The 23,678-nt window shown below is 65.8% G+C and carries 21 protein-coding genes and 1 other RNA gene; 19 read left to right on the forward strand and 3 right to left on the reverse strand.

The window, feature by feature from the left end; translation table 11 throughout:
- Nucleotides 1–82: 82 nt before the first annotated feature.
- An RNA gene (gene rnpB / locus NX774_RS19265) (RNase P RNA component class A) lies at nucleotides 83–416 on the forward strand.
- A gap of 32 nt (nucleotides 417–448) precedes the next feature.
- Nucleotides 449–1,933, forward strand: a complete 1,485-nt coding sequence (gene glpK / locus NX774_RS19270; RefSeq protein ID WP_258823897.1) for a glycerol kinase GlpK — start codon at nucleotides 449–451, stop codon at nucleotides 1,931–1,933.
- 72 nt (nucleotides 1,934–2,005) lie between these two features.
- Here the strand turns inward: glpK and NX774_RS19275 are convergent, their stop codons facing one another.
- Nucleotides 2,006–2,425, reverse strand: a complete 420-nt coding sequence (locus tag NX774_RS19275) for a DUF2501 domain-containing protein (RefSeq protein ID WP_258823898.1) — start codon at nucleotides 2,423–2,425, stop codon at nucleotides 2,006–2,008.
- Nucleotides 2,426–2,568: 143 nt separating this feature from the next.
- Here NX774_RS19275 and NX774_RS19280 point away from each other — a divergent pair, with 143 nt between their 5' ends.
- Nucleotides 2,569–3,075, forward strand: coding sequence for a hypothetical protein (locus NX774_RS19280; RefSeq protein ID WP_258823899.1), 507 nt, complete (start codon nucleotides 2,569–2,571; stop codon nucleotides 3,073–3,075).
- 123 nt (nucleotides 3,076–3,198) lie between these two features.
- On the forward strand, nucleotides 3,199–3,540 hold the full coding sequence (locus tag NX774_RS19285) for a DUF805 domain-containing protein (RefSeq protein WP_258823900.1): 342 nt from the start codon (nucleotides 3,199–3,201) through the stop codon (nucleotides 3,538–3,540).
- A gap of 73 nt (nucleotides 3,541–3,613) precedes the next feature.
- Here NX774_RS19285 and NX774_RS19290 read toward each other — a convergent pair whose 3' ends face one another.
- Complete coding sequence (locus NX774_RS19290; RefSeq protein WP_258823901.1) at nucleotides 3,614–4,564, reverse strand: AAA family ATPase; 951 nt, start codon at nucleotides 4,562–4,564, stop codon at nucleotides 3,614–3,616.
- Nucleotides 4,565–5,052: 488 nt separating this feature from the next.
- On the opposite strand from NX774_RS19290, the gene mraZ reads away from it, so the two are divergent.
- The 15 genes from mraZ (at nucleotide 5,053) to ftsZ (ending at nucleotide 22,155) form a co-directional block, all read left to right on the forward strand.
- Nucleotides 5,053–5,481 carry a division/cell wall cluster transcriptional repressor MraZ gene (gene mraZ, locus NX774_RS19295; RefSeq protein ID WP_258823902.1) on the forward strand — a complete coding sequence of 143 codons (429 nt, stop codon included), beginning with the start codon at nucleotides 5,053–5,055 and terminating at the stop codon, nucleotides 5,479–5,481.
- 11 nt (nucleotides 5,482–5,492) lie between these two features.
- Entirely contained in the window at nucleotides 5,493–6,449 is a 957-nt protein-coding gene (gene rsmH / locus NX774_RS19300; RefSeq protein WP_258823903.1) for a 16S rRNA (cytosine(1402)-N(4))-methyltransferase RsmH, read from the forward strand.
- A complete protein-coding gene (gene ftsL / locus NX774_RS19305; RefSeq protein ID WP_258823904.1) occupies nucleotides 6,446–6,718 on the forward strand; it encodes a cell division protein FtsL in 273 nt (90 codons plus the stop codon). The genes rsmH and ftsL overlap by 4 nt, the downstream gene beginning before the upstream one ends.
- Nucleotides 6,715–8,490 carry a peptidoglycan D,D-transpeptidase FtsI family protein gene (locus NX774_RS19310; RefSeq protein ID WP_258823905.1) on the forward strand — a complete coding sequence of 592 codons (1,776 nt, stop codon included), beginning with the start codon at nucleotides 6,715–6,717 and terminating at the stop codon, nucleotides 8,488–8,490. The genes ftsL and NX774_RS19310 overlap by 4 nt, the downstream gene beginning before the upstream one ends.
- Nucleotides 8,490–10,025, forward strand: a complete 1,536-nt coding sequence (locus NX774_RS19315; protein WP_258823906.1) for a UDP-N-acetylmuramoyl-L-alanyl-D-glutamate--2,6-diaminopimelate ligase — start codon at nucleotides 8,490–8,492, stop codon at nucleotides 10,023–10,025. Before NX774_RS19310 ends, NX774_RS19315 begins: the two co-directional genes overlap by 1 nt.
- A gap of 1 nt (nucleotide 10,026) precedes the next feature.
- The gene (locus NX774_RS19320) at nucleotides 10,027–11,406 is read left to right on the forward strand and encodes a UDP-N-acetylmuramoyl-tripeptide--D-alanyl-D-alanine ligase (RefSeq protein WP_258823907.1); all 1,380 of its coding nucleotides are present in this window, start codon (nucleotides 10,027–10,029) and stop codon (nucleotides 11,404–11,406) included.
- Nucleotide 11,407: 1 nt separating this feature from the next.
- The gene (mraY, locus tag NX774_RS19325; protein ID WP_258823908.1) at nucleotides 11,408–12,577 is read left to right on the forward strand and encodes a phospho-N-acetylmuramoyl-pentapeptide-transferase; all 1,170 of its coding nucleotides are present in this window, start codon (nucleotides 11,408–11,410) and stop codon (nucleotides 12,575–12,577) included.
- Between the two features lies 1 nt (nucleotide 12,578).
- Nucleotides 12,579–14,078, forward strand: coding sequence for a UDP-N-acetylmuramoyl-L-alanine--D-glutamate ligase (gene murD, locus NX774_RS19330; RefSeq protein ID WP_258823909.1), 1,500 nt, complete (start codon nucleotides 12,579–12,581; stop codon nucleotides 14,076–14,078).
- Nucleotides 14,078–15,298 carry a putative lipid II flippase FtsW gene (gene ftsW / locus NX774_RS19335; RefSeq protein ID WP_258823910.1) on the forward strand — a complete coding sequence of 407 codons (1,221 nt, stop codon included), beginning with the start codon at nucleotides 14,078–14,080 and terminating at the stop codon, nucleotides 15,296–15,298. The genes murD and ftsW overlap by 1 nt, the downstream gene beginning before the upstream one ends.
- Complete coding sequence (gene murG / locus NX774_RS19340; RefSeq protein ID WP_258823911.1) at nucleotides 15,295–16,374, forward strand: undecaprenyldiphospho-muramoylpentapeptide beta-N-acetylglucosaminyltransferase; 1,080 nt, start codon at nucleotides 15,295–15,297, stop codon at nucleotides 16,372–16,374. Before ftsW ends, murG begins: the two co-directional genes overlap by 4 nt.
- Complete coding sequence (gene murC, locus NX774_RS19345; RefSeq protein WP_258823912.1) at nucleotides 16,371–17,765, forward strand: UDP-N-acetylmuramate--L-alanine ligase; 1,395 nt, start codon at nucleotides 16,371–16,373, stop codon at nucleotides 17,763–17,765. Before murG ends, murC begins: the two co-directional genes overlap by 4 nt.
- Nucleotides 17,762–18,727: a D-alanine--D-alanine ligase gene (locus tag NX774_RS19350; RefSeq protein WP_258823913.1), complete on the forward strand. Its 966-nt coding sequence runs from the start codon at nucleotides 17,762–17,764 to the stop codon at nucleotides 18,725–18,727. Before murC ends, NX774_RS19350 begins: the two co-directional genes overlap by 4 nt.
- Nucleotides 18,728–18,745: 18 nt before the next feature.
- Entirely contained in the window at nucleotides 18,746–19,570 is an 825-nt protein-coding gene (locus tag NX774_RS19355; protein WP_258823914.1) for a cell division protein FtsQ/DivIB, read from the forward strand.
- A 15-nt stretch (nucleotides 19,571–19,585) separates the two neighbouring features.
- On the forward strand, nucleotides 19,586–20,818 hold the full coding sequence (ftsA, locus tag NX774_RS19360; RefSeq protein WP_258823915.1) for a cell division protein FtsA: 1,233 nt from the start codon (nucleotides 19,586–19,588) through the stop codon (nucleotides 20,816–20,818).
- Nucleotides 20,819–20,955: 137 nt separating this feature from the next.
- Nucleotides 20,956–22,155: a cell division protein FtsZ gene (ftsZ, locus tag NX774_RS19365; RefSeq protein ID WP_258823916.1), complete on the forward strand. Its 1,200-nt coding sequence runs from the start codon at nucleotides 20,956–20,958 to the stop codon at nucleotides 22,153–22,155.
- 108 nt (nucleotides 22,156–22,263) lie between these two features.
- Here ftsZ and NX774_RS19370 read toward each other — a convergent pair whose 3' ends face one another.
- The gene (locus NX774_RS19370; RefSeq protein WP_258823917.1) at nucleotides 22,264–23,550 is read right to left on the reverse strand and encodes a class I SAM-dependent methyltransferase; all 1,287 of its coding nucleotides are present in this window, start codon (nucleotides 23,548–23,550) and stop codon (nucleotides 22,264–22,266) included.
- Nucleotides 23,551–23,678: the final 128 nt, after the last annotated feature.

The following is a 23,678-nucleotide window of genomic DNA, read 5'->3' on the forward strand; positions in this document are numbered from 1 at the left end:
GCGACACCAAATTGCGTAAAACGCAGCCTCGGGGCGCCGGAACGGCATCGGGACGCTCGCCCATCGGTTACAATGGCGCCGTGAAGCAGGCCAGACAGCCGCTGGCTGGCGCCGCAAGGTGCCGGCGGGAGGAAGGTCCGGACTCCACAGAGCAGGGTGACGGTTAACGGCCGTCCGCCGAAAGCCGCTCTCGGGCGGTATAAGGCGAGGAATAGGGCCACAGAGACGAGCGTATTAAGTTACGGTGAAACGCGGTAACCTCCACCTGGAGCAATTCCAAATAGGCACGCGTTGATGTTGCTCGCGGAGCGTGCGGGTAGGAAGCTTGAGCGCCGGAGTAATTCGGCGCCTAGAGGAATGGCTGTCATAGCGGGCAACCGCCGTAACAGAATCCGGCCTATCGGCCCGCTTCACATTGAATTCCAAGCAGTGCCCTGGAGAGACCAAGATGCAGCAATACATCCTTGCCCTCGACCAGGGCACCACCAGCTCGCGCGCCATCCTGTTCGACCGCCAGGGGCAGGTGTTCGCGACAGCGCAGCAGGAGTATCCCCAGCATTTTCCCCAGCCCGGTTGGGTCGAGCATGACGCGCTCGACATCTGGAACAGCCAGCTCGCCTGCGCGCGCCAGGTGCTGCGCGAGTCCGGCGTGGCGAGCGCCCAGGTGGCCGCCATCGGCATCGCCAACCAGCGCGAAACGACCGTGCTGTGGGACCGCGCAAGCGGCGAGCCGGTGGCGCGCGCGATCGTCTGGCAGGACCGGCGCACCGCCGACACCTGCGACCGACTGCGCGAGCAGGGCAAGGCCGAGCTCATCCAGCGCAAGACCGGCCTGGAACTGGACGCCTATTTTTCCGCGACCAAGCTGCAATGGCTGCTGGACCATGTTCCCGGCGCACGCGAACGGGCCGAACGCGGCGAACTGGCGTTCGGCACCGTGGACAGCTGGCTCGCTTTCAGGCTGTGCGGCCGCCACCTGACCGACGTGAGCAACGCCTCGCGCACGATGCTGTTCAACATCCACGGGATGCGCTGGGATGAAGAATTGCTCGACATGTTCGAGGTTCCCGCGGCTGTCCTGCCCGAAGTCGTGTCCAGCGCCGAAGTGGTCGGTCATGCGAACGAAGAATGGTTCGGCCGCAAGATTCCCATCGCCGGCATCGCGGGCGACCAGCAGGCGGCCACCTTCGGCCAGGCGTGTCACCGCAAGGGCATGGTCAAGAACACCTACGGCACCGGCTGCTTCATGCTGATGCACGCGGGCGAGCGCCCGGCGCAGTCGCACAACCGGCTGCTGTCCACGGTCGGCTGGAAGATCGACGGCCGCACCGACTACCTGCTCGAAGGCAGCGTCTTCATGGGCGGCGCAACCGTGCAATGGCTGCGCGACGGGCTCGGCATCATCAAGCAGTCGAGCGACGTCGAGGCGCTGGCCACGAGCGTGCCCGACAGCGGCGGCGTGCTGCTGGTGCCGGCTTTCGTGGGCCTGGGCGCGCCGCACTGGGACCCGTATGCGCGCGGCACCATCGTCGGCATGACGCGCGGTACCACGGCGGCCCACATTGCACGCGCGGCGGTGGAGGCGATCGCCTACCAGAGCGCCGAATTGCTGGCTGCAATGCAGAAGGACGCGGACTGCCCGGTGGCCGAAGTGCGCGCCGATGGCGGCGCGGCGCGCAACGACTTGCTGATGCAGTTCCAGGCAGACCTGCTGGGCGTGCCGGTGGTGCGACCGACGGTGACCGAGACCACGGCGCTCGGCGCGGCCTACCTGGCCGGGCTGGCGGTGGGCTTTTGGCAGTCGCGCGACGAAATCGCCGAGCAGTGGAAGGTTGACCGCCGTTTCGAGCCGACGATGCCGCGCGCGCGTAGCGAGGAGTTGATGGCGACCTGGCGGCGTGCGGTAAACGCCGCCAAGGCCTGGGCGGCATGATCGTAGGGTGGGCTCTCGAGCCCACGCGGTGATACGCGTCGCGTGATTGCGGCGTGGGCTCGAGAGCCCACCCTACAGGAACGACCTGGCTTGCTTGAGCACCGTATCGCACACCTGCTTCGTCACCTGCTCCTTGATCCCGCCCGTGCTGCCCAGGTCCACCTGCTTGCCATTGCTGCCGTGGAGTACCCCTTTCAGCCCGTCGGTAAAGCCGGGATCCTGTGATTTGGTCCCGCCCGGCAGCTTGCCCATCAGCTTGTCCTGCACCGAGTTCACGTCCCCGCCACCGAGGTAGTTGTTGGTGACGCAGAACTGCAGCAGTCCGGCCACATTGCCCAGGCTGCCGGAACTCATCGACTGGCCCGGCAGCGCTCCAGCCAGGCCCTGCAGGTCCTTGCCGCCTTTGCCCATCAATCCTTCGAGCTGCGCGTGCGCGCTTGCCAGCGGCAGGGCCAGCAGCAGCGCCGCAATGCGATAGAGCGTCGTCTTCATCGTGCCTCCCGCGGTTCGTGCCCCGATCCTCCGCGCCAGTCCATGACATTGCAATTGGCCCTTGGTCCAAGGCGCCTACCGTGCGTTCCGGACAGTGCCGATCATGCACAATCGCCGGGAATGGTCTTGCGGCGGGAGGCGTCTTGAAGTTCCTGATTCGTTTTTTCTCGACGGTGCATGCCCTGATCGCCGTGCTGTTCACCGCGATCTCGGTGCTGTTCATCGTCGTGGCTGCGCGCGTGGGCTGGAATGCGGTGGGCCAGGACGCGCTGGAAAGCGCCAACCAGGCGATCGAGGCGATCGGCCTCCTGGCCATTGCCGTCGTGTCGCTGCAGATCGCGCAGACCATCACCGAGGAAGAGGTGATCCGCGACGCCCACATCAGCGCGCCCACCCGCGTGCGGCGCTACCTGTCGCGTTTTCTGGTCGTGGTGGTGGTGGCGCTGGCGATCGAAGGGCTGGTCGGCACCTTCAAGTCGCTGCACGAAGCGCCCGAGACCTTGCCCAACGCCGCCGCCGTGCTGGTTGCCGCCGCGGTGCTGCTGGCCGCCTGGGGCGTGTTCATCCGCTGTAACAAGGCGGCCGAGGAACTTGAGCCGGAAGCGATGGAAGAGGCCAAGAAGGAAGACGTGAAGCTGGAGGGCAGCTAAACAATAGACTTTGCAGGGATTGCCGCGTACACTCGCCTTGTCAAATGCCTAACAAAGGCAGCGATGGCATCAAGGTTCCACAGAGAGCTCATTCTTACCCACAACATGGAGAGAGACTGCGAGATGAACTTCACCCAAGCCGTTCAAACCTGCTTTTCCAAATACGCCGATTTCAACGGGACCGCATCGCGCCCCGAGTTCTGGTGGTTCTTCTTGTTCTGCTGGGTTGCTTCCATGCTGATTAACTTCTTCGGCGGCAATTTCGCATCGTCCATTTTCTCGCTGGCGACGCTGGTGCCCAGCCTGGCCGTCGGCGCGCGCCGCCTGCATGACACCGACCGCAGCGGCTGGCTGCAGCTGCTCTGGTTCGTTCCGCTGATCGGCTGGATCCTGCTGATCGTGTGGCTGGCGCAGGAAGGCAAGGCCAACCGCTACGGCGCCGCCACCGAAGCAGTGCCGACCTGATTGGAGCCGCCGGTTCGCGTAGGGTGGGCAGATCCTGCCCACGCGTTCCACCAGCGGCAATCCAGCCGATGCGCTAAAACCCGATCCGCGACCGCCCCGGCGTCCCCTTGATCCGCACATCCTCCAGCGCCAGCCGGGTGCGCCCGTCCGCAACCGCGTAGCCGAGCGCATCGATCAGCGTCTTGCGCAAGTCGCGCGGCGACACCGGCGCCAGCTTGTCCAGCACCGCGCCAGCCAGCTGGTCGTCGAAACCCTGCAGATTCAGCTCCCCCAGCAGCGCGCGGTACATGCGCTGCGCGATCGACGCCGCCTGCTCGGGCGTGGGCGCCGGCACTTCGTACACCGCCATCCGGTTCAGCAGCGGCTTGGGAATGCCCTCGGTACTGTTGGCCGTCAGCACCCAGAAGATCTGGCTGGCGTCGATGTCCACGTCGATGAACTCGTCGCGGAACGCGGCCGCCGTCTCGGGCTCCAGTAGCTGGTAGAGCGCGGCCAGCGGATCGGACTGCGACGAGCCGCTCGCCTTTTCCACCTCATCCAGCACCACCACCGGGTTGGCGAACTGGCCGCGCACCAGCCGCTCGGCCACCTTGCCGCACTTGGCGCCGCGCCAGCTGGCCGAGCTGCCGGTGATGACAAAGCCGGCCGACAGGGTGTTCATGCTGATCAGTTCGCAATCGGTCTGCATCACCCGCGCCAGCCGCTTGGCGAAATGCGTCTTGCCCACGCCCGGCCCGCCCAGCAGCAAGACCGGCATCACGTTAAAGCCCTTGTCGCCGGCGTGCGCCAGGCGCAGGTAGCGCGCCAGGTCGTCCAGCACCTCGTCGAAGTTGGGGCATTCGTCAAACAGGGGATCGAGCGCGTCGCTCGAGGCGGGAATGGTGACGAAGCGCTCGGCACCGGTGTCGAGCATGCGCTCGTAGAAGGCTTCGAGCTCGGGCGAGCGGCCGCGGTTGCGGTCGAGCGCGCCCTGGACTTCGTTCAGGTCGTACACTGCGCGGGTCCGGGCCAGGGTAATGCTCACGACAATCTCCTTCACGGCAGCTTGCACCTGCCGCCAGCGGCTCACTTGCGAACCGGGCTGCCCGCTACCGCCAGCGAGCCGAGGGGCGGTGGCGGGTCATCGCCTCGGCTTTATCGTAACCCCGAGCGCATCAATCTGCAATTTCCGCCCAACAGTGTCGCGTTGCGCACACCAGGGCTACTTACGGTTTTTTTCAACATGAGAATCATCGTAAAACCCATGTGTAAAGGTGAAGTAGCACTTTCAGTGTGTTTTCTATCCTATTGATTTTGTTCATGTTTTTTCTGAGGATCAAGGTCGCGAAAGTGCGCTAAGTCCTTGACTTCATTGAAAAAAATCGTGTTTCGCACGCGTGAATTCGCTTGACCAGTAGAAACGCTTCCTCTAAAGTGGGAAAAGGTGTGAAAAAGTGTAGTTTTGTGGGGGAAATCGAAGGCCCCGGCAAACCAAAACAACTAAACTGATAACTCTCCCAAACCAGGTACAACGTGTTCCAAGGCGCGTCAGCGATCAATCTCGATGCGAAAGGCAGGATGACAATCCCTGCCAAGCATCGTGACGCCCTCGTACAACAGTGCGAAGGCAAGCTCACGCTCACCAAACACCCGCACGGCTGCCTGCTGTTCTTCCCCCGTCCCGTCTGGGAAAAACACCGCGAACAAATCGCCGCCTGGCCGATGTCCGCCCGCGCGTGGCAGCGCATTTTCCTTGGTAACGCTTGCGATGTCGAGATCGACAGCGCCGGCCGCGTCCTGATTTCTCCGGAACTGCGCGCCGCCGTCGGACTCGAAAAAGAAGTGATGATGCTCGGCATGGGCACCCACTTCGAAATCTGGGATGCCGCCAAACTGGCCGAGGACGAGGCCGAGGCGGTTGCGGGCGGCATGCCCGAGGCACTTTCCAACTTCAGTTTCTAAGGGGCGCCGCGATGATTTCCACGACGGTGCCCGTATTGCAGCATCGCACGGTGCTGCTGGATGAGGCGGTGGACGCCCTCGCCATCGACGGCGCGCGCGCCAACGGTACTTATATAGATGGCACGTTCGGACGGGGTGGCCACAGCCGCCTGATCCTGTCGCGCCTGGGAAGCAGCGGCCGCCTGGTCGCGTTCGACAAGGACCCAGAGGCAATTGCTACGGCTGCGCAGATCATTGACGCGCGCTTTGCGATTGTCCATGACAGCTTTGCCACGATGCGCGCCGCCCTTGCCGGGCGCGGCATTGGCCAGGTGGACGGCATCTTGCTCGACCTGGGCATCTCGTCGCCGCAGGTGGATGATGCGGCGCGCGGCTTCAGCTTCCGTCAGGATGGTCCGCTCGACATGCGGATGGATACCACGCGCGGCGTTTCCGCGGCCGAATGGCTGGCCACCGTGCCCGAACAACAATTGGAAAAGGTGATACGCGATTATGGGGAAGAACGGTTTGCTTTTCAGATTGCAAAGGCGATTGTTGCTCGCCGGGCAATCGAACCAATTTCAGGCACACGGCAGCTTGCCGGTATCGTGGCAGACGCGGTCAAGACTCGGGAAAAGGGCAAGGATCCGGCCACCCGTACCTTTCAGGCTATCCGGATTTTCGTCAATCAGGAGCTTGAGGACCTCGAAGCAGGCTTGACGGCGGCATTCGAGATGCTCGCCCCCGGCGCGCGGCTGGCCGTGATCAGCTTCCATTCGCTGGAAGACCGCATGGTCAAGCAGTTCCTGGCCAGTAAGGCCAAGGTGGAGCAGCCCGACCGCCGCCTGCCGATCAAGGCCGCCGACCTGCCGCAGCCGCAGATGAAGCTCATCGCCAAACTCAAGCCGTCCGCCGACGAAGTGGCCGCCAACCCGCGCGCCCGCTCGGCGGTGCTGCGCGTGGCCGAACGGATTGGAGGGGCAGCGTGAACGGCAAGGTCAACATCGTGCTCTCGACCCTGGTGGTGGGCTGCGCGCTGTCGGTCGTGAACGCGCGCTACCAGGCGCGCCACCTGTTCATCGAGCTCGAACGGTTGCAGCAGCAGGCGCGCCAGCTGGACATCGACTGGGCGCAGCTGCAGTTGGACCAGTCGGCGCTGGGCAAAAACGAGCGCATCGAGCAGATCGCGCGCTCGGAGCTGAACATGACCCCGCTGACCCCGGCGCGCACGCAGTACCTGACGGAAGGGGACAAATGAGGCGCAGCGCGAACACCGGCAGCGCGCGGGTTGCCGCATCCAAGGGCGTCGCCTTCTCGACCAGCCCGGTGCTGGCGGTGCGCGTGCCGGACTGGCGCTCGCGCCTGGTGCTGTTCATCCTGTTCGCGGCCTTCCTTGCGCTGGGCGCGCGCGCACTGTGGCTGCAAGCCATGTCCACCAAATTCCTGCAGAAGCAGGGCGCCAGCCGCTACGAGCGCACGCTCGAACTGCCGGCGATCCGCGGCAAGATCTTCGACCGCAATGGCCAGGTGCTGGGCTCGTCGCTGCCGGTCAAGGCGGTGTGGGCGATCCCCGAGGACGTGCTGGCCGCGCCACCCGAAAAGCTGCGCGAGCTGGCGCGCCTGCTCGAGATGACCGAGCCTGAGTTGCGCAAGAAGCTCGATTCGGACCGCACCTTCGTGTACCTGAAGCGCCAGGTCGAGATGGACGTGGTCGAAAAGATCGAGAAGCTCAAGATCGACGGCATCGACACCCGCAAGGAATACAAGCGCTTCTACCCGCAGGGCGAGGTGATGGCGCACCTGGTGGGCTTCACCAACGTCGAGGACGTGGGCCAGGAAGCATTCGAGCTGTCGCAGCAGAAGACGCTGGTGGGCATGACCGGCAGCCGCCGCGTGATCAAGGACCGCCTCGGCCACATCGTCGAGGACGTGGGCATGTCGCGCGAGCCGCACGACGGCAAGGACCTCACGCTGTCGGTGGATAGCAAGCTGCAGTACATCGCCTTCACCAGCATCAAGAACGCGGTGGACAAATTCCACGCCAAGGCCGGCGCGGCGGTGGTGCTCGACGTGCACACCGGCGAAGTGCTGGCGCTGGCCAACTGGCCGAGCTACAACCCCAACGACCGCCGCAACCTGACCGGCGAGCAGCTGCGCAACCGCGTCATCACCGACACCTTCGAGCCCGGCTCCACGCTCAAGCCGTTCACCGTGGCGCTGGCGCTGGACAAGGGCCGCGTCACGCCGGACACGCTGTTCGACACCGGCAACGGCCGCATGCAGATCGGGCCAAACACCGTGCGCGACACGCACCCGCACGGCATCATCAACGTCAGCCAGATCATCCAGAAGTCGTCCAATATCGGCGTGTCCAAGATTGCGCTGGCGACGCCGCCGCAAGAGATGTGGGAACTGTTCACCAAGCTTGGCTTCGGCCAGGCGCCGCGTTTCGGCTTCCCCGGCGCGGTGGCCGGCCGCGTGCGTCCCTACAAATCGTGGCGCCCGATCGAGCAGGCCAACATGGCTTTCGGCCAGGGCATCTCGGTGTCGCTGCTGCAGCTGGCGCGCTCGTACATGATCTTTGCGCGCAACGGCGACATCATTCCGCTGTCGTTCCAGAAGGTGACCGAGCCGCCGGTCGGCCAGCAAGTCATTTCGGCCAAGACCGCGGCGCAGATGCGCACCATGCTCGAGACGGTGGTGCAGCCGGGCGGCACCGCGGTGCAGGCGCAGGTGCCGGGCTATCGCGTGGGCGGCAAGACCGGCACCGCGCAAAAGGTGGTGGACGGGCGCTACTCGCAGACCCGTTACGACGGCGTGTTCGCCGGCATCGCCCCCTTGTCGAACCCGCGCTTCGTCATCGCCGTGATGATCAGCGACCCGGCGGGCGCGATCCACACCGGCGGCGGCGTGGCCGCGCCGACCTTCGCCGCGCTGGCCGCCAACGCGCTGCGCGCCGAGAACGTGGCGCCCGATTCGAGCGTGACCGACATCATCATCCCCGAACACCCCCTCGAGGAGGAAAACTGATGGGCGCCAGCCTTACCGACATCTGCCAGTGGATCCGCACCGTCGCGCCGCAGGGCCGGCTGGTGTCCGATTCGCGGCGCGTCGCCAGCGGCGACGTCTTCTTCGCCTGGCCGGGCGAAGCCGGCGATGGCCGCCAATACATCGCGCAGGCGGTGGAAAACGGCGCCGCCGCCATCGTGTTCGAGGAGCGCGGCTTTGCCTGGGACGACGCGCTGGTCGTGCCGCACCTGGCGGTGGCCGACCTGAAGAACAATGCAGGGCCGATCGCGCACGCCTGCCTGGACCATCCGGACGCGGGCATGTTCACCGTGGGCGTGACCGGCACCAACGGCAAGACCTCGTGCGCGGTCTGGCTCGGCCAGGCCTTCGCGCGCCTGGGCGAGACCGCATCGGTGATCGGCACGCTGGGCGTGGGCATGTTCAAGGGACGTGCCGAGCCGCAGTTCGACCCGACCGGCTTCACCACGCCCGACCCGGTACTGTTGGCCCGCAAGCTGGCCGAGGTGCGCGATGCGGGCGCCACCGTGCTGGCGATCGAGGTATCCTCCATCGGTTTGGACCAGCAGCGCGCGGCGGGCATGCATTTCGACGTGGCGATTTTTACCAATCTCACCCGCGACCACCTCGACTACCACGGCGACATGGAAAGCTATGAAGCGGCCAAGCTCAAGCTGTTCGAGTGGCCGGGCTTGAAGGCGGCCGTGGTCAACCTGGACGACCCGGCCGGCCAGCGCATCGTGGCGCACCTGCGCGAGCACTTCGCGCAGCTGCCGGTCACCGGCTACACCCTGCGTGGCGAGGCGGACCAGCCGGCCATCGAGGGCGTGTCGATCCTGCGCGCATCGAACCTGAAGAGCCGCAACGCCGGCACCGAATTCCATCTCGATTCGCCATTCGGCGGCGCCAACGTCAAGACCCAGCTGGTGGGCCACTTCAACGTCAGCAATGCGCTGGCCGTGATGGGCGCACTGCTGGCCAAAGGCAAGCCGCTCAAGGCAGCGGTGGACGCGATCGAGTCGCTGGTGCCGGCCCCGGGCCGCATGCAGCAGGTGGGCGGGCAGGATGCGCCGATGATCGTGATCGACTACGCGCACACGCCCGACGCGCTGGAAAAGACGCTGGAGGCGCTGCGCCAGGTGGCGATCGAGCGCGGCGGCCAGCTGTGGTGCGTGTTCGGCTGCGGCGGCGACCGCGACCCGGGCAAGCGCCCGCAGATGGGCGCGATCGCCCAAAGCGCGGACCACGTGCTGGTCACCAGCGACAACCCGCGCAGCGAGGAGCCGGGCGCGATCATCGCGCAAATCGTGGCGGGCATGGACCCGGACCACCCGAGCTCGCGTTACCAGGCCATCGAGGACCGCGCCGCCGCGATCCTGCTGGCCGTGAAGCAGGCCGGCAAGCAGGACGTGATCCTGGTGGCCGGCAAGGGCCATGAGCCCTACCAGGAAATCAAGGGCCGGAAGATGCCGTTTTCCGACGCCGAACACGCCGTGCTGGCCCTGACCGCACGCGTTACGATGTTAAGGACCAATTGATATGCGCGGATCGCTGGCACTCATGATTCCGTCCCTCGCAGGGGCGCGCATGACGCAGAACGCCTCGTTCGATGGCGTGTCGACCGACAGCCGCAATGTGCAGGCCGGGCAGCTGTTCGTCGCGCTGCGCGGCGAGAACTTCGACGGCCACGACTTCCTGGCCCAGGTGGCAGGCAAGGGCGTGGCGGCGGTCGTCGTCGAAAAACTGCCGGATGGCTTCACGCTGCCGGCCATCGTGGTACCCAACACGCTCACCGCGCTGGGCCAGATCGCCAACTGGTGGCGCAGCCAATTCGACATCCCGGTCATCGGGGTCACCGGCAGCAACGGCAAGACCACGGTCAAGGAGATGATCGCCTCGATCCTCGCCGCCGCGTTCGGCGAAGAGCAGCGCCTGGCCACGCAGGGCAACCTGAACAACGAAATCGGCCTGCCGCTCACGCTCATGCGCCTGGACGCGATGCACCGCGCCGCCGTGGTCGAGATGGGCATGAACCACCCGGGCGAAATCGGCCGCCTGGCCGCCATCGCCGCGCCGACCATTGGCATGGTCAACAACGCGCAGCGTGAACACCAGGAGTTCATGCACACCGTGGAAGCGGTGGCGCGCGAGAACGGATCGGTGTTCCTGTCGCTGCCCAAGGACGGCGTGGCCGTATTCCCGGGCGACGATACCTACACCGGCTTGTGGCAGGAGCTGGCGCAAAGCCGCGGCGAGCGCCGCACGGTCACCTTTGGCCTGCTTGATGCGTGCGACGTGCACGCCACCTACAAACCCACCGGCTTCGGCAGCGAACTCACGGTCGGCATGATCGACGCGCAGTTCACGGTCAAACTGGCGGCGGCGGGCGAGCACAACGTGCGCAACGCCCTGGCCGCGATCGCCTGCGCGTTTGCCGCCGGCGTCGAGCAGGACGCGATTGTGCGCGGACTGGAGAGCTTCGCCCCGGTCGGCGGGCGCCTGCAGCGCAAGCAGGCCGCGAACGGCGCGACCGTGATCGACGACAGCTACAACGCCAACCCGGATTCGGTGCGCGCTGCGATCGACGTGCTCGCGCAGGCGTCTTCGCCACGCATCCTGGTGCTGGGCGACATGGGCGAAGTCGGCACGCAGGGACAGCAGTTTCACGAAGAGATCGGTGCTTACGCTAACAGCCGCGGCATCGACAATGTGCTCGTTACCGGGGAACTGACCCGCCACATGGTCGGCTCGGGCGCGCGGCACTTCGAGCAGTTCGACGAATTATTGGCAGCACTGGATACACAACTGGGCAGCGAATCAACCGCGACTGTGCTGGTGAAGGGCTCGCGCTTCATGAAGATGGAGCGCGTGGTCCAGCACCTCATCGGATCACAAAACACAGGGAAGGAAGCCCACTGACATGCTGCTTTGGCTGGCACAATACTTTCAGCAGGATTTTAGCTTCCTGCGCGTTTTTAACTACATCACCTTCCGTGCGGTGTTCGCCACCATCACGGCGATCACGCTCGGCCTGGGCTTTGGCCCGGCCGTGATCCGCAAGCTGACCGCGATGAAGGTCGGCCAGGCGGTGCGTACCTACGGCCCGCAAACCCACCTGCAAAAGCACGGCACCCCGACCATGGGCGGCGTGCTGATCCTCATTTCGATCGGCATCTCGACCCTGCTGTGGTGCGACCTGTCCAACCGCCTGATCTGGCCGGTGTTCGTCGTCACGCTCGGCTTTGGCGCGGTCGGCTGGGTGGACGACTACCGCAAGGTGGTCTACAAGGACCCCGAGGGCATGCGCTCGGGCGAGAAGTATTTCTGGATGTCCCTGATCGGCATCACTTCAGCGCTGTACCTGGCGTTCTCGGTGTCCGCCGCGACCCCGTGGCAGGTGTGGGAGCTGTTCTTCGCCTGGGTGCAGTCGGGCTTCTCGATGGACCTGCCGCCCAAGGCCGACCTGATCGTCCCGTTCTTCAAGACCATCAGCTATCCGCTGGGCGTGTGGGGCTTCATCGCGCTGACCTACTGCGTGATCGTGGGCGCATCGAACGCGGTCAACTTCACCGATGGCCTGGATGGCCTGGCCATCATGCCGACCGTGATGGTGGGCGGCGCACTGGGCCTGTTCGCCTACCTGACCGGTAGCGTCACCTATTCCAAGTACCTGTTCATCCCGCACATTCCGGGCGCCGGCGAGCTGCTGGTGTTCTGCGGCGCGATGGCGGGCGCCGGCCTGGCCTTCCTCTGGTATAACGCGCACCCCGCGCAGATGTTCATGGGCGACGTCGGCGCACTGGCGCTGGGCGGCGCGCTCGGCACCATCGCCGTCATCGTGCGCCAGGAGATCGTCCTGTTCATCATGGGCGGCATTTTTGTTGCAGAGACGCTGTCGGTGATCATCCAGGTGGGCTGGTTCAAGTACACAAAGAAGCGTTACGGGCAGGGCCGCCGCGTGTTTTTGATGGCGCCGCTGCACCACCACTTCGAACAGAAGGGCTGGAAGGAAACGAAGGTCGTGGTCCGCTTCTGGATCGTGACCATGATGCTGGTACTGGTTGGTTTGTCGACCCTGAAACTGCGCTGACATGAACTATCAAGGCAAATTCGCACTGGTGCTGGGGCTCGGGGAATCCGGCCTCGCGATGGCGCAATGGCTGGCCCGTTGCGGCGCGCGCCTGCGCGTTGCCGACACGCGCGCCACCCCTGATCGCCTGCCCACCTTGCGCGCGATCGCGGCCGACGCCGAATTCGTCGGCGGCCCGCTGGAAGCATCCCTGCTCGACGGCATCGACTTTGTCGCCGTCAGCCCGGGCCTGGGCCCGAACCGCGAGCTGGCCGCGATCATGCCGGCAGCGGCCGAACGCGGCATCCCCGTGTGGGGCGAGATCGAACTGTTCGCGCAGGCGCTGGCCGTGCTGAAAGAAGAGCGCGGCTATGCGCCCAAGGTCATCGCCATCACCGGCACCAACGGCAAGACCACCGTCACTAGCCTGACCGGCCTGTTGTGCCGCCGCGCCGGCCTGACCACCAAGGTGGCCGGCAACATCAGCCCGGCCGCGCTGGACGTGCTGCGCGAGGCGCTCAACCTGGACGAGCTGCCGCAGGCCTGGGTGCTGGAGCTGTCGAGCTTCCAGCTGCACACCACCTATAGCCTCGACGCCGATGCCGCCACCGTGCTCAACGTGACCCAGGACCACCTGGACTGGCACGGCAGCATGGCGGCCTATGCGGCGGACAAGGCGCGCATCTTCGGCCAGCACACCGTGCGCGTGCTCAACCGCGACGACGCGACCGTGATGCGCATGACCGCGCCGGACGCGAAGGTCGTCACCTTCGGCCTGGACGAGCCCGATGCGGCCGACAGCTTTGGCCTGGTCAACGAGCGCGGCGTGCTGTGGTTGTCCACGGCGGTCGCATCGAGCGACGAGCCGGAGAAAAAGCGCAAGAAAAACGAGCCCGCGCCGCCGGTGGAATTCACCGTCAGCCGCCTGATGCCGGCCGACGCGCTGCGCATTCGCGGCCTGCACAACGCCTCCAACGCGCTGGCCGCGCTGGCGCTGTGCCGCTCGGTCGGCCTGCCGCTGGCGCCGCTTTTGCACGGCCTGCGCGAGTACGCGGGCGAACCGCACCGCGTCGAGCTGGTCGCGTCGATCGACGGCGTGGATTACTACGACGACAGCAAGGGCACCAACGTGGGCGCCACCGTGGCCGCGCTGCAGGGCCTGGGCAAGGCCTTCACCGGCGAAGACCATCAGATCGTGCTGATCGCCGGCGGCGACGGCAAGGGCCAGGACTTCTCGCCGCTGGCCGAGCCGTGCTCGCGCTACGTGCGCGCGGTGCTGCTGATCGGCCGTGATGCGCCGGCCGTGCGCGAGGGAATCGAGCCGTCCGGCGTGCCGATGTTCGACCTGCCGGGCCTGGCCGAAGCAGTGCGCCGCGCCAGCGGCCTGGCCAAGCCGGGCGACGCGGTGCTGCTGTCGCCGGCCTGCGCGAGCCTGGACATGTTCACCAACTACGCACACCGCGCGCAGGTGTTCGTCGAAGCCGTGCGCGAGCTCGCGCTGGAGAAGGGGCAGGACATCTGATGGCCTTCCAGATCCCCTTCAGCTTCGGCGGCGGCTCAAACGATGCGGTGGCGGCTGCGAGCGCCGCCCGTCCGTCGCGCATGATGGAGTACGATCAGCTGCTGGTCTGGGTCACGGTCATCCTGATGCTGTTCGGGATGGTGATGGTGTATTCGGCCTCGATCGCGCTGCCGGACTCGCCCAAGTTCTCCTACCTTGGCAACAAGACCAGCTACTTCCTGGTCCGCCAGGCCCTGTTCATCGGCATTTCGCTGCTGGCCGGCCTGCTGGTGTTCCGCATCCCGATCGCCACCTGGCAGCGCATGGCGCCGCTGATGTTCGTGGCCACGCTGCTGCTGCTGGTGGTGGTGCTGGTGCCGGGCGTGGGCGTTTCGGTCAACGGCTCGCGCCGCTGGCTCTCGCTCAAGGTATTCAACCTGCAGCCTTCCGAAATCATGAAGATCGTCGCCGTGCTGTACGCGGCCGACTTCACGGTGCGCAAGCAGCAGTACATGCACAAGCTGACCAAGGGCTTCATGCCGATGGCGGTGGCCATGGGCGTGGTTGGCATGCTGCTCCTGCTCGAGCCCGACCTGGGCGCGTTCGGCGTCATCGTCTGCATCTCGATGGGCATCCTGTTCCTGGGCGGCTTCAACATGGTCTGGTTCGGCGGCATCGGCGCGATCCTGGTGCTGGTGTTCACCTCGATCATCGCGCTCTCGCCGTTTCGCCGCGCCCGCATGTTCGCCTACCTCGACCCCTGGCAGGAAGGGAACGCGCTGGACAAGGCATACCAGCTGACCCACTCGCTGATCGCCTTCGGCCGCGGCGAGATCTTCGGCGTCGGCCTTGGCAACAGCGTGGAAAAGCTGCACTACCTGCCCGAAGCGCACACCGACTTCTTGATGGCCGTGATCGGCGAGGAGCTCGGGCTGGTCGGCGTGCTGGTCGTCGTCGGCCTGTTCTACTGGCTGGTCAAGCGCGCCTTCGACATCGGCCGCCAGGCCATTGCGCTGGACCAGACCTTTGCCGGCCTGGCCGCGAAAGGCATCGGCATCTGGATCGGCGTGCAGACCTTCATCAACATGGGCGTGAACCTGGGCCTGCTGCCGACCAAGGGCCTGACCCTCCCGCTGATGAGCTACGGCGGCTCGGGCGTGCTGTTCAACTGCGTGGGCCTGGCCATTTTGCTGCGCATCGACTACGAAAATCGCGTGCGCATGCGGGGAGGCCGCCAATGAAGCGCCTGATGATCATGGCAGCCGGCACCGGCGGCCACATCTTCCCCGGCATCGCGATCGCGCAGACGATGCGCGAGCGCGGCTGGGAAGTGAGCTGGCTCGGCACCGCCCACGGCATGGAGCGCGACATCGTGCCGCGCCACGGCATCGAGATGGACGTGATCGACTTTGCCGGTATGCGCGGCAAGGGCATCGGCCACACGATCACCGGCGCCTTCAAGATGGCGGCCAGCTTCGGCGCGGTGCTCAAGTACCTGGGCCGCCGCAAGCCGGACGTGGTGCTGGGCATGGGCGGCTACGTTTGCGTCCCCGGCGGCATGATGGCGCGCCTGAAGGGGATTCCGCTCGCGCTGGTCAACGCCGACGCCGCGCTGCTGTTGTCGAACAAGACGCTCGCGCCGATGGCGCAAAAGGTGCTGTTCGGCTTCCCGGCCGATTTCGGCGCCGCCGCCGGCAAGGCGGTCGTCACCGGCAACCCGGTGCGCAAGGAGATCCTCGAGATGCCGGCGCCCGCGCGCCGCTTCGCCAACCGCACCGGCCCGCTCAACGTGCTGGTGGTGGGCGGCAGCCTGGGCGCCAAGGTGCTCAACGACGCCGTGCCCGCCGCGCTGGCGATGATCCCGGAAGGCGAGCGCCCCGTGGTGACGCACCAGTCGGGCAAGAAGAACATCGACGCGCTGCGCGCGGCGTACGCCCAGGCGGGCGTGAAGGCGACCGTGCTCGACTTCATCGACGACATGGCGGCCGAATATGCCAATGCCGACCTGGTGATCTGCCGCGCCGGCGCGATCACGGTGTCGGAGCTGACGGCTGCGGGGGTGGCCAGTGTGCTGGTGCCGCTGATGGTGAGCACCACCAGCCACCAGCGCGACAACGCGACCTGGATGGAACAGCAGAAGGCATCGGTGCACCTGCCGCAGGCCGAACTGAACGCGGCGCGGCTGGCGCAGCTGCTGCAACAAACTTCGCGCGACGATTGCCTGCGCATGGCGGAAGCCGCGCAGGCAGTGGGTCAGCGCAACGCCAACGAGGCAATCGCTGGCGTACTCGAACAACTGGCGGGGCAGGGCGGATGAAACACAAGATCAAGCACATTCACTTCGTCGGCATCGGCGGCAGCGGCATGAGCGGCATCGCCGAGGTGCTGCTCAACCTGGGCTACAAGGTGTCCGGCTCGGACCTGTCGAGCAACGCGGCCAGCCAGCGCCTGGCGCAGCTGGGCGCACGCGTGACCGTGGGACACGCTGCCGAGAACATCCTGGGCGCCGATGCGGTGGTCACCTCGACCGCCGTCAACGAATCGAACCCCGAAGTCGTGGCCGCTCGCGCCGCCAAGATCCCGGTCGTGCCGCGCGCGATCATGCTGGGCGAACTGATGCGCTTAAAGCGTGGCATCGCGATCGCCGGCACCCACGGCAAGACCACCACCACCAGCCTGGTCGCGTCGGTGCTGGCCGAAGGCGGGCTCGATCCGACTTTCGTGATCGGCGGGCGCCTGAACAGCGCCGGCGCCAACGCCAAGCTCGGCTCGGGCGAATACATCGTGGCCGAGGCCGACGAATCGGACGCATCGTTCCTGAACCTGTCGCCGATGATCGAGGTGATCACCAACATCGACGCCGACCACATGGAAACCTATGAGCACGACTTCGAAAAGCTCAAGGCCGCGTTCGTGAACTTCACCCACCGCCTGCCGTTCTACGGCCGCGCGATGATGTGCATCGACGATCCGCACGTGCGCTCGATCCTGCCGCAGGTGACCAAGCCCGTGACCACCTACGGCTTCTCTGAAGACGCCGAGGTGCGCGCCCTGAACGCCCGCGCGGACGGCCTGCAGATGCGCTTTACCGTGCGCCAGCAGGGCTACCCGGATACCGAATTCGTGCTCAACCAGCCCGGCATGCACAACGTGCTCAATGCCTGCTCCGCGATCGCGATCGCGCGCGAGATCGGGCTGGACGACGCCGCCACCGCGCGCGGCCTGGCCGAGTTCCGCGGCGTGGGCCGGCGCTTCACCCGCTACGGCGATATTGCGCTGCCCGGCGGCGGCAGCTTTGCGCTGGTGGACGACTTTGGCCACCACCCGGTCGAAACCCGGGTCACGCTGGCCGCTGCCCGCGCCGCCTACCCGGGCCGCCGGCTGGTGCTGGCCTTCCAGCCGCACCGCTACACGCGCACCCGCGACCTGTTCGAGGATTTCGTGCACGTGCTTTCCAGCGTCGATGTGCTGCTGCTGGCCGACGTGTATGCGGCCGGCGAAGCGCCCATCGTCGGCGCCGACGGCCGTTCCCTGGCGCGCGCGCTGCGCGCCGCCGGCAAGGTGGAACCGATTTTTGTGCAGGCGATTGCCGACATGCCGGCCGCGATACTGAACGCGGCACGTGACGGCGACGTCGTCATCACCATGGGCGCAGGCTCGATCAGCGGCGTCCCCCATCAACTGACAACCCAAAAGGCTTCATCGTGAGTGTACTTTCTTCCACTGACGCCAAGTCGTTCGGCAAGGTCGGCGTGCTGTTCGGCGGCCGTTCGGCCGAACGCGACGTGTCGATCATGTCCGGCAACGGCGTGCTCGAGGCGCTGAAAAGCCGCGGCATCGATGCCCACGGCTTCGACCCGGCCGAGCGCTCGCTGGCGGACCTGGCCGCCGAAAAATTCGACCGCGTGTTCATCGCGCTGCACGGCCGCTACGGCGAGGACGGCAGCCTGCAGGGCGTGCTCGAACAGCTCGGCATCCCGTACACCGGCAGCGGCGTGATGGCTTCGTCCGTGGCCATGGACAAGATCACCACCAAGAAGATCTGGCTGCACCACGGCCTGCCGACCCCGCGCTTCGCGGTGCTGGAGGCCGACACCGACCTGGCCAAGGTCGCGGCCGAACTCGGCCTGCCGCTGATCGTCAAGCCACCCCACGAAGGTTCGACCATCGGCATCACCAAGGTCACCAAGGCCGAGGAGCTGAAGGCCGCCTACGACCTGGCCGCCGGCTTCGACGAGGAAGTGCTGGCCGAGGAATTCGTCGCCGGCCGCGAGCTGACCGTGACCGTGCTTGGCCGCGGCAAGACCGCGCGCGCCCTGCCGATCGTGGAGATCGTCGCGCCCGAGGGGAACTACGACTACCAGAACAAGTACTTCACCGACGACACCAAGTACTACTGCCCGGCGCAGATCGACGAGGCCACCACCGCCCAGATCCAGCGCATCGCCGTGGACGCGTTCAACGCGCTCGGCTGCGAGGGCTGGGCGCGCCTGGACGTGCTGCTGCGCGCCTCGGACAACAAGCCGTTCCTGCTCGAGGCGAACACCGCGCCGGGCATGACCACCCACTCGCTGGTGCCGATGTCCGGCCGCGCCATCGGGCTGGAGTATGCAGACCTGTGCGTCGAGATCTTGCGCGGTGCGCGCCTGAAGATCGGCGCGAACAAGTAAAGGGAAAAGCACGAAGCTATGTGGCACGACGTCCGAACCCTGAATGCGACCGCCAGCGGCCTGATGGCCCTGACGGTGCTCGCCTGTATCGCATCCGGGGTGTGGTGGCTGTCGCAGCGGCCGATGTTCACGCTGCGCACGGTGCGCGTGGAGAGCATGTACGGCATCGGCCTGAAGCACGTGAACGAACTGACGGTCCGCAACGGCGTCGTGGGGAAGCTCAAGGGGAACTTCTTCACCGCCAACCTGGACCAGGTACGCAACGTATTCGAGGCGGTGCCCTGGGTGCGCCGCGCGACCGTGCGCCGCGAGTGGCCGAACGAACTGATCGTGGACGTGGAAGAGCACGAGGCGCTGGGCACCTGGGGCGAGGACGGCCGGCTGCTGTCGGTGAAGGGCGACGTGTTCACCGCCAACCTGGCCGAGGCCGACGAGGACCGCACGCTGCCGCTGCCCGCGTTCGACGGGCCGCCCGGCAGCGAAAAGGAAGTGCTGGCGCGCTTTGCCGAGCTGCGCGGCTGGTTCGCACCGATCAAGCTGGCGCCCGAGGCGCTCAGCCTGTCGAGCCGCTACGCGTGGACGGTCAAGCTGGACAACGGCATGAGCGTGGCACTGGGCCGCGAGCAGGACCGCACCACCCTGAAGAACCGGGTGCAGCGGCTGGTGGGGATCTATCCGCAGCTCGTCGCGCGGCTGCAGGAAGGACGCATCGACAGCATCGACATGCGCTACCCGAACGGGCTGGCGCTGGCATCGAGCGCGCTGATGGTGCCAAGTGACGCGACCAAGCCGGTGAAGCCGGCAAAGAAGACCAATTCAAGCAAGACAACCAAGCATATTTAAAAACAGCAGGCGAAAATGACAAAAGACGCGAAAAACCTGATCGTCGGCCTCGACATCGGCACCTCGAAGGTGGTGGCGGTGGTGGCCGAAGTGATGCCCGATGGGCGCCACGAGGTCATCGGACTGGGGCAGCACGAGTCCAAAGGGTTGAAGAAGGGCGTTGTCGTGAACATCGAGGCGACGGTCGAATCGATCCAGCGCGCGCTCGAAGAAGCGGAGCTCATGGCCGACTGCAAGATCCGCAACGTCTATGCGGGCATCGCCGGCAGTCATATCCGCTCGTTCAACTCGAGCGGCATGGTGGCGATCAAGGACAAGGAAGTCACCGCGACCGACGTGGCGCGCGTGATCGAAACGGCCAAGGCGGTCAACATCCCGACCGACCAGCAGCTGCTGCACACCGTGCCGCAGGAGTTCATCGTCGATAACCAGGAAGACGTGCGCGAGCCGATCGGCATGAGCGGCATTCGCCTGGAAGTGCGCGTGCACATCGTGACCGGCGCGGTCTCGGCGGTGCAGAACATCGTCAAGTGCGTGCGCCGCTGCGGCCTGGAAGTGTCGGACCTGATCCTGCAGCCGATGGCCTCGGCCGACGCGGTGCTCACCCACGACGAGAAGGAACTGGGCGTGGTGCTGATCGACATTGGCGGCGGCACCACCGACATCGCCGTGTTCTCCGACGGCGCCATCCGCCACACCGCCGTGATCCCGATCGCGGGCGACCAGATCACCAGCGACATCGCCATGGCGCTGCGCACCCCGACCGGCGAGGCGGAAGAAATCAAGATCCGCTACGGCGTGGCCAAGCAGGTGCTGGCCGATCCGGGCGAAACGCTCGAAGTGCCGGGCATCGGCGACCGCGGCCCGCGTTCGCTGTCGCGCCAGGCACTGGCGGCCGTGATCGAGCCGCGCGTTGAAGAACTGTTCGCGATGGTGCACCAGGTGGTGCGCGACTCGGGCTACGAAGGCGTGCTCTCGTCGGGCATCGTGCTCACCGGCGGCAGCTCGATCATGCCGGGCATGATCGAAATGGCAGAAGACATTTTCCTGAAGCCGGCGCGCCTTGGAACGCCGGACTATCGCGGCCAGCTGGCTGATGTCGTGCGCAGTCCGCGCTATGCGACTGTGCTCGGCCTGCTGCTGGAAGCGAAGAAGCAGTATTTGCGCGGGCATATCGTGACTCGTCAGGATGGCTCGATCAATGCGGTGTGGCAGCGGGTGAAGGAGTGGGTCTTGGGGAATTTTTAACGGCAGGCGGGTTCAAGAATTAGGTAATACGGAATAAACAGTTTTTTAAAATAAAACCGCAGTTTTCAATCTCCAGGCCTGATAGAGGCTTATGAGACCTGGCGCTTGGAAACGGCATTTGATATCAGGAGCAAAACATGGAGTTCGATATGGTGGATAACGCAGCCCTCGGGACCATCATCAAGGTCGTTGGTGTCGGCGGCGCTGGTGGTAACGCGGTTCAGCACATGATCAACAAGGGTGTGTCCGGTGTCGAGTTCATCGCCGCAAACACGGACGCGCAGGCACTGGCGGCGTCCACCGCCCACAACATCATCCAGATCGGCGATTCCGGCCTGGGCGCGGGCATGCGTCCGGACGTGGGCCGCCAGCTGGCCGAGCAAAGCCGCACCCGCATCGAAGACGCGCTGCGCGGCTCGCACATGGTGTTCATCGCCGCCGGCATGGGCGGTGGCACCGGCACCGGCGCCGCGCCGGTGGTGGCGGAGGTTGCCAAGAACATGGGCGCGCTGACCGTGGCGGTCGTTTCCAAGCCGTTCTCGTACGAAGGCGGCAAGTGCATGGACATCGCCGAAACCGGCCTCGAGGAACTGTCCAAGTATGTCGATTCGCTGATCATCATCCTGAATGAGAAGCTGGAAGACATCTACGAAGACGAGTCGATGCTCGACTGGATGAAGCATGCCGACGACGTGCTGAACAACGCCGTTGCCGGTATCGCCGAGATCATCAACGTGCCGGGCCACATCAACGTGGACTTCAACGACGTCAAGACCATCATGAGCGAGCAGGGCAAGGCCATGATGGGCACCGCGACCGCAGCCGGCGTGGACCGTGCGCGCATCGCGGCCGAGCAGGCGATCGCCTCGCCGCTGCTGGACGGCGTGGACCTGTCGGGTGCGCGCGGCGTGCTGGTCAACGTGACCGCAAGCCGCAACCTGAAGGGCAAGGAGATCAAGGAAGTCATGGCTGCGGTGCGCGCGTTTGCCGCCCCGGACGCCGCGATCGCACAAGGTATCGCCTACGACGACAGCATGGGCGACGACCTGCGCGTGACCGTGGTGGCCACCGGCCTTGGCAAGGGCAAGAAGAACATCCAGCTGGTGCAGACCCCGGTGCTGCGCACGGGCACCCACAATGCCCCGATCATGGCTGCCGGCACTCCGTCGATGGGCAACGGCGTGACCATGGGTTCGGCCGGCGGCGACGCCATGGGCGGCATGAAGCAGCCGGCCGTGTGGCGCCGCGAGCAGGCATCGGAGCAGGTGCAGGCGATGCAGCGCAACGGCGTCGAAACCTACGACATCCCGGCGTTCCTGCGCAAGCAGGCTGACTGATTCCACGTCAGGCGTAAGCAAAACGGGACGGCGATGCCGTCCCGTTTTTTTTCGCCCGTAGGGTGGGCTCTCGAGCCCACGCGTTCGCGCGTGCCGCGTGTCGCCGCGTTACGGCACCGATGAATGCCGCAGCAGGATGCGTTCGATCGCGTTGAGCAGCTCGTACACCGGTTTGAAGTCGGCGAACAGCGTCGCGTTGTCGGGCGACTGCGTCCGCACGGCGGGATCGGCCCGCACCAGGTCGAAGATCTGCCCGAAGCTGCGCTGGCCATCGATATGGCGCAGGATCTTGCCCGAGTACCGTCCAGCATCCACGGCGGCCGTCATGCCAAGGTGCGGATGGCGCAGCAGCGTCAGGCCGTCCTTGGGCGCAAACATGGTTTCGAGCGCGCGCGCATCCAGCGGCTCGTGGAAGTAGAGCGGCACGTACTCGGCATCTCCATACGGCGCCTTCGCTTGCGGCTCCCGCGTCAGGTACATGAGGTGGCGCGTGATGTCGCCCATCAGCAGCTCGGACATCGCGTAACGCGCGCGCTCGTCCATGTGTGCCAGCCGCGCGCGCATGCGCGAAGCTTCCAGCCCTAGTGTGAACTGCGGCAGGTACGGAAAGCGGCCGCGGCCCACGTCCGACAATTCGATGGTGAAGCCGTGCCCGTCGGCCAGCCACTCGTACAACTGGGGCACGGTGTAGGCCCGGTCCTGCGAATGCAGCAGCGAGTCATAGATGCCGGCGTCGCTGTCCTTGTCGTTGTACAGGTCCCCCGCAAGGCCGTACCAGTTCCCGGGCGGGAGCGCCGCCAGCACCTCCTTGGCCTGTGCGATCTTCTCGCCCTCGGCGCAGCCCTGGTTCGCCAGCCGCAGCAGCTCCTGCATGTGATACACGCCGGTGCGCCCGATCGCACCATACACCATGAGGGCAATCGCGCCGCGCTCCTTGAGCACGCGCTTCAACGCGCACAGCCCCGCGTTTGGGTCGGCCAGGTGGTGCAGCACGCCCACGCAATTGATGTAGTCGAATTCGCCCAGCCCAAGCGAGGGCAGGTTGAGGATCGAATCCTGCACCCATTGGATGTTGGCGAGCTTGCGGATCGCGGCGCGTTCCTTCGCGATGGCGATGCTCGCCGATGACAGGTCCAAATGCACGATCTGCGCATCGGTTCCGCGCAGCTGTTCGGCCAGGAAGATGGTCGCGTCGCCCGTGCCGCCGCCCGCTACCAGCACCCGGAACCCGTTGCTGAAGGTCTCGCGGCCCTGGAAGCAGTAGTGGTTCATCATCGGCAGGTCTTCCAGCCAGGTGCGCTGCAGCCGGTTGTATTCGTCCTTCGGGTCGCAAGGCGGGTAGGGCAGGTGCTCGTACTGCGCCTTCACGCCAGGCAGGTAGTTCTGGTTGTTCATCGGGCCCACACGTGCGGTTAAGGTGGCCCATCTTCCGATCATTTGGCGGGGCGCGCAAGCGGAAATGGGGCGGTCCCTGCAAGGATCGCGGGGATCGGGCATACTTCGCGATCTTGGCAACTCATTAA

Origin of the sequence: Massilia agilis, from assembly GCF_024756255.1 — a bacterium.
Lineage (GTDB): Bacteria > Pseudomonadota > Gammaproteobacteria > Burkholderiales > Burkholderiaceae_D > Telluria > Telluria agilis.

Bases quoted from the DNA above. Each gene is read 5' to 3' on its own strand.
- glpK (WP_258823897.1), top strand. From the start codon at position 449: ATGCAGCAATACATCCTTGCCCTCGACCAGGGCACCACCAGCTCGCGC.
- NX774_RS19275 (WP_258823898.1), bottom strand. From the start codon at position 2,425: ATGAAGACGACGCTCTATCGCATTGCGGCGCTGCTGCTGGCCCTGCCG.
- NX774_RS19285 (WP_258823900.1), top strand. From the start codon at position 3,199: ATGAACTTCACCCAAGCCGTTCAAACCTGCTTTTCCAAATACGCCGAT.
- rsmH (WP_258823903.1), top strand. From the start codon at position 5,493: ATGATTTCCACGACGGTGCCCGTATTGCAGCATCGCACGGTGCTGCTG.
- NX774_RS19310 (WP_258823905.1), top strand. From the start codon at position 6,715: ATGAGGCGCAGCGCGAACACCGGCAGCGCGCGGGTTGCCGCATCCAAG.
- NX774_RS19315 (WP_258823906.1), top strand. From the start codon at position 8,490: ATGGGCGCCAGCCTTACCGACATCTGCCAGTGGATCCGCACCGTCGCG.
- NX774_RS19320 (WP_258823907.1), top strand. From the start codon at position 10,027: ATGCGCGGATCGCTGGCACTCATGATTCCGTCCCTCGCAGGGGCGCGC.
- mraY (WP_258823908.1), top strand. From the start codon at position 11,408: ATGCTGCTTTGGCTGGCACAATACTTTCAGCAGGATTTTAGCTTCCTG.
- murD (WP_258823909.1), top strand. From the start codon at position 12,579: ATGAACTATCAAGGCAAATTCGCACTGGTGCTGGGGCTCGGGGAATCC.
- ftsW (WP_258823910.1), top strand. From the start codon at position 14,078: ATGGCCTTCCAGATCCCCTTCAGCTTCGGCGGCGGCTCAAACGATGCG.
- murG (WP_258823911.1), top strand. From the start codon at position 15,295: ATGAAGCGCCTGATGATCATGGCAGCCGGCACCGGCGGCCACATCTTC.
- murC (WP_258823912.1), top strand. From the start codon at position 16,371: ATGAAACACAAGATCAAGCACATTCACTTCGTCGGCATCGGCGGCAGC.
- NX774_RS19355 (WP_258823914.1), top strand. From the start codon at position 18,746: ATGTGGCACGACGTCCGAACCCTGAATGCGACCGCCAGCGGCCTGATG.
- ftsA (WP_258823915.1), top strand. From the start codon at position 19,586: ATGACAAAAGACGCGAAAAACCTGATCGTCGGCCTCGACATCGGCACC.
- ftsZ (WP_258823916.1), top strand. From the start codon at position 20,956: ATGGAGTTCGATATGGTGGATAACGCAGCCCTCGGGACCATCATCAAG.
- NX774_RS19370 (WP_258823917.1), bottom strand. From the start codon at position 23,550: ATGAACAACCAGAACTACCTGCCTGGCGTGAAGGCGCAGTACGAGCAC.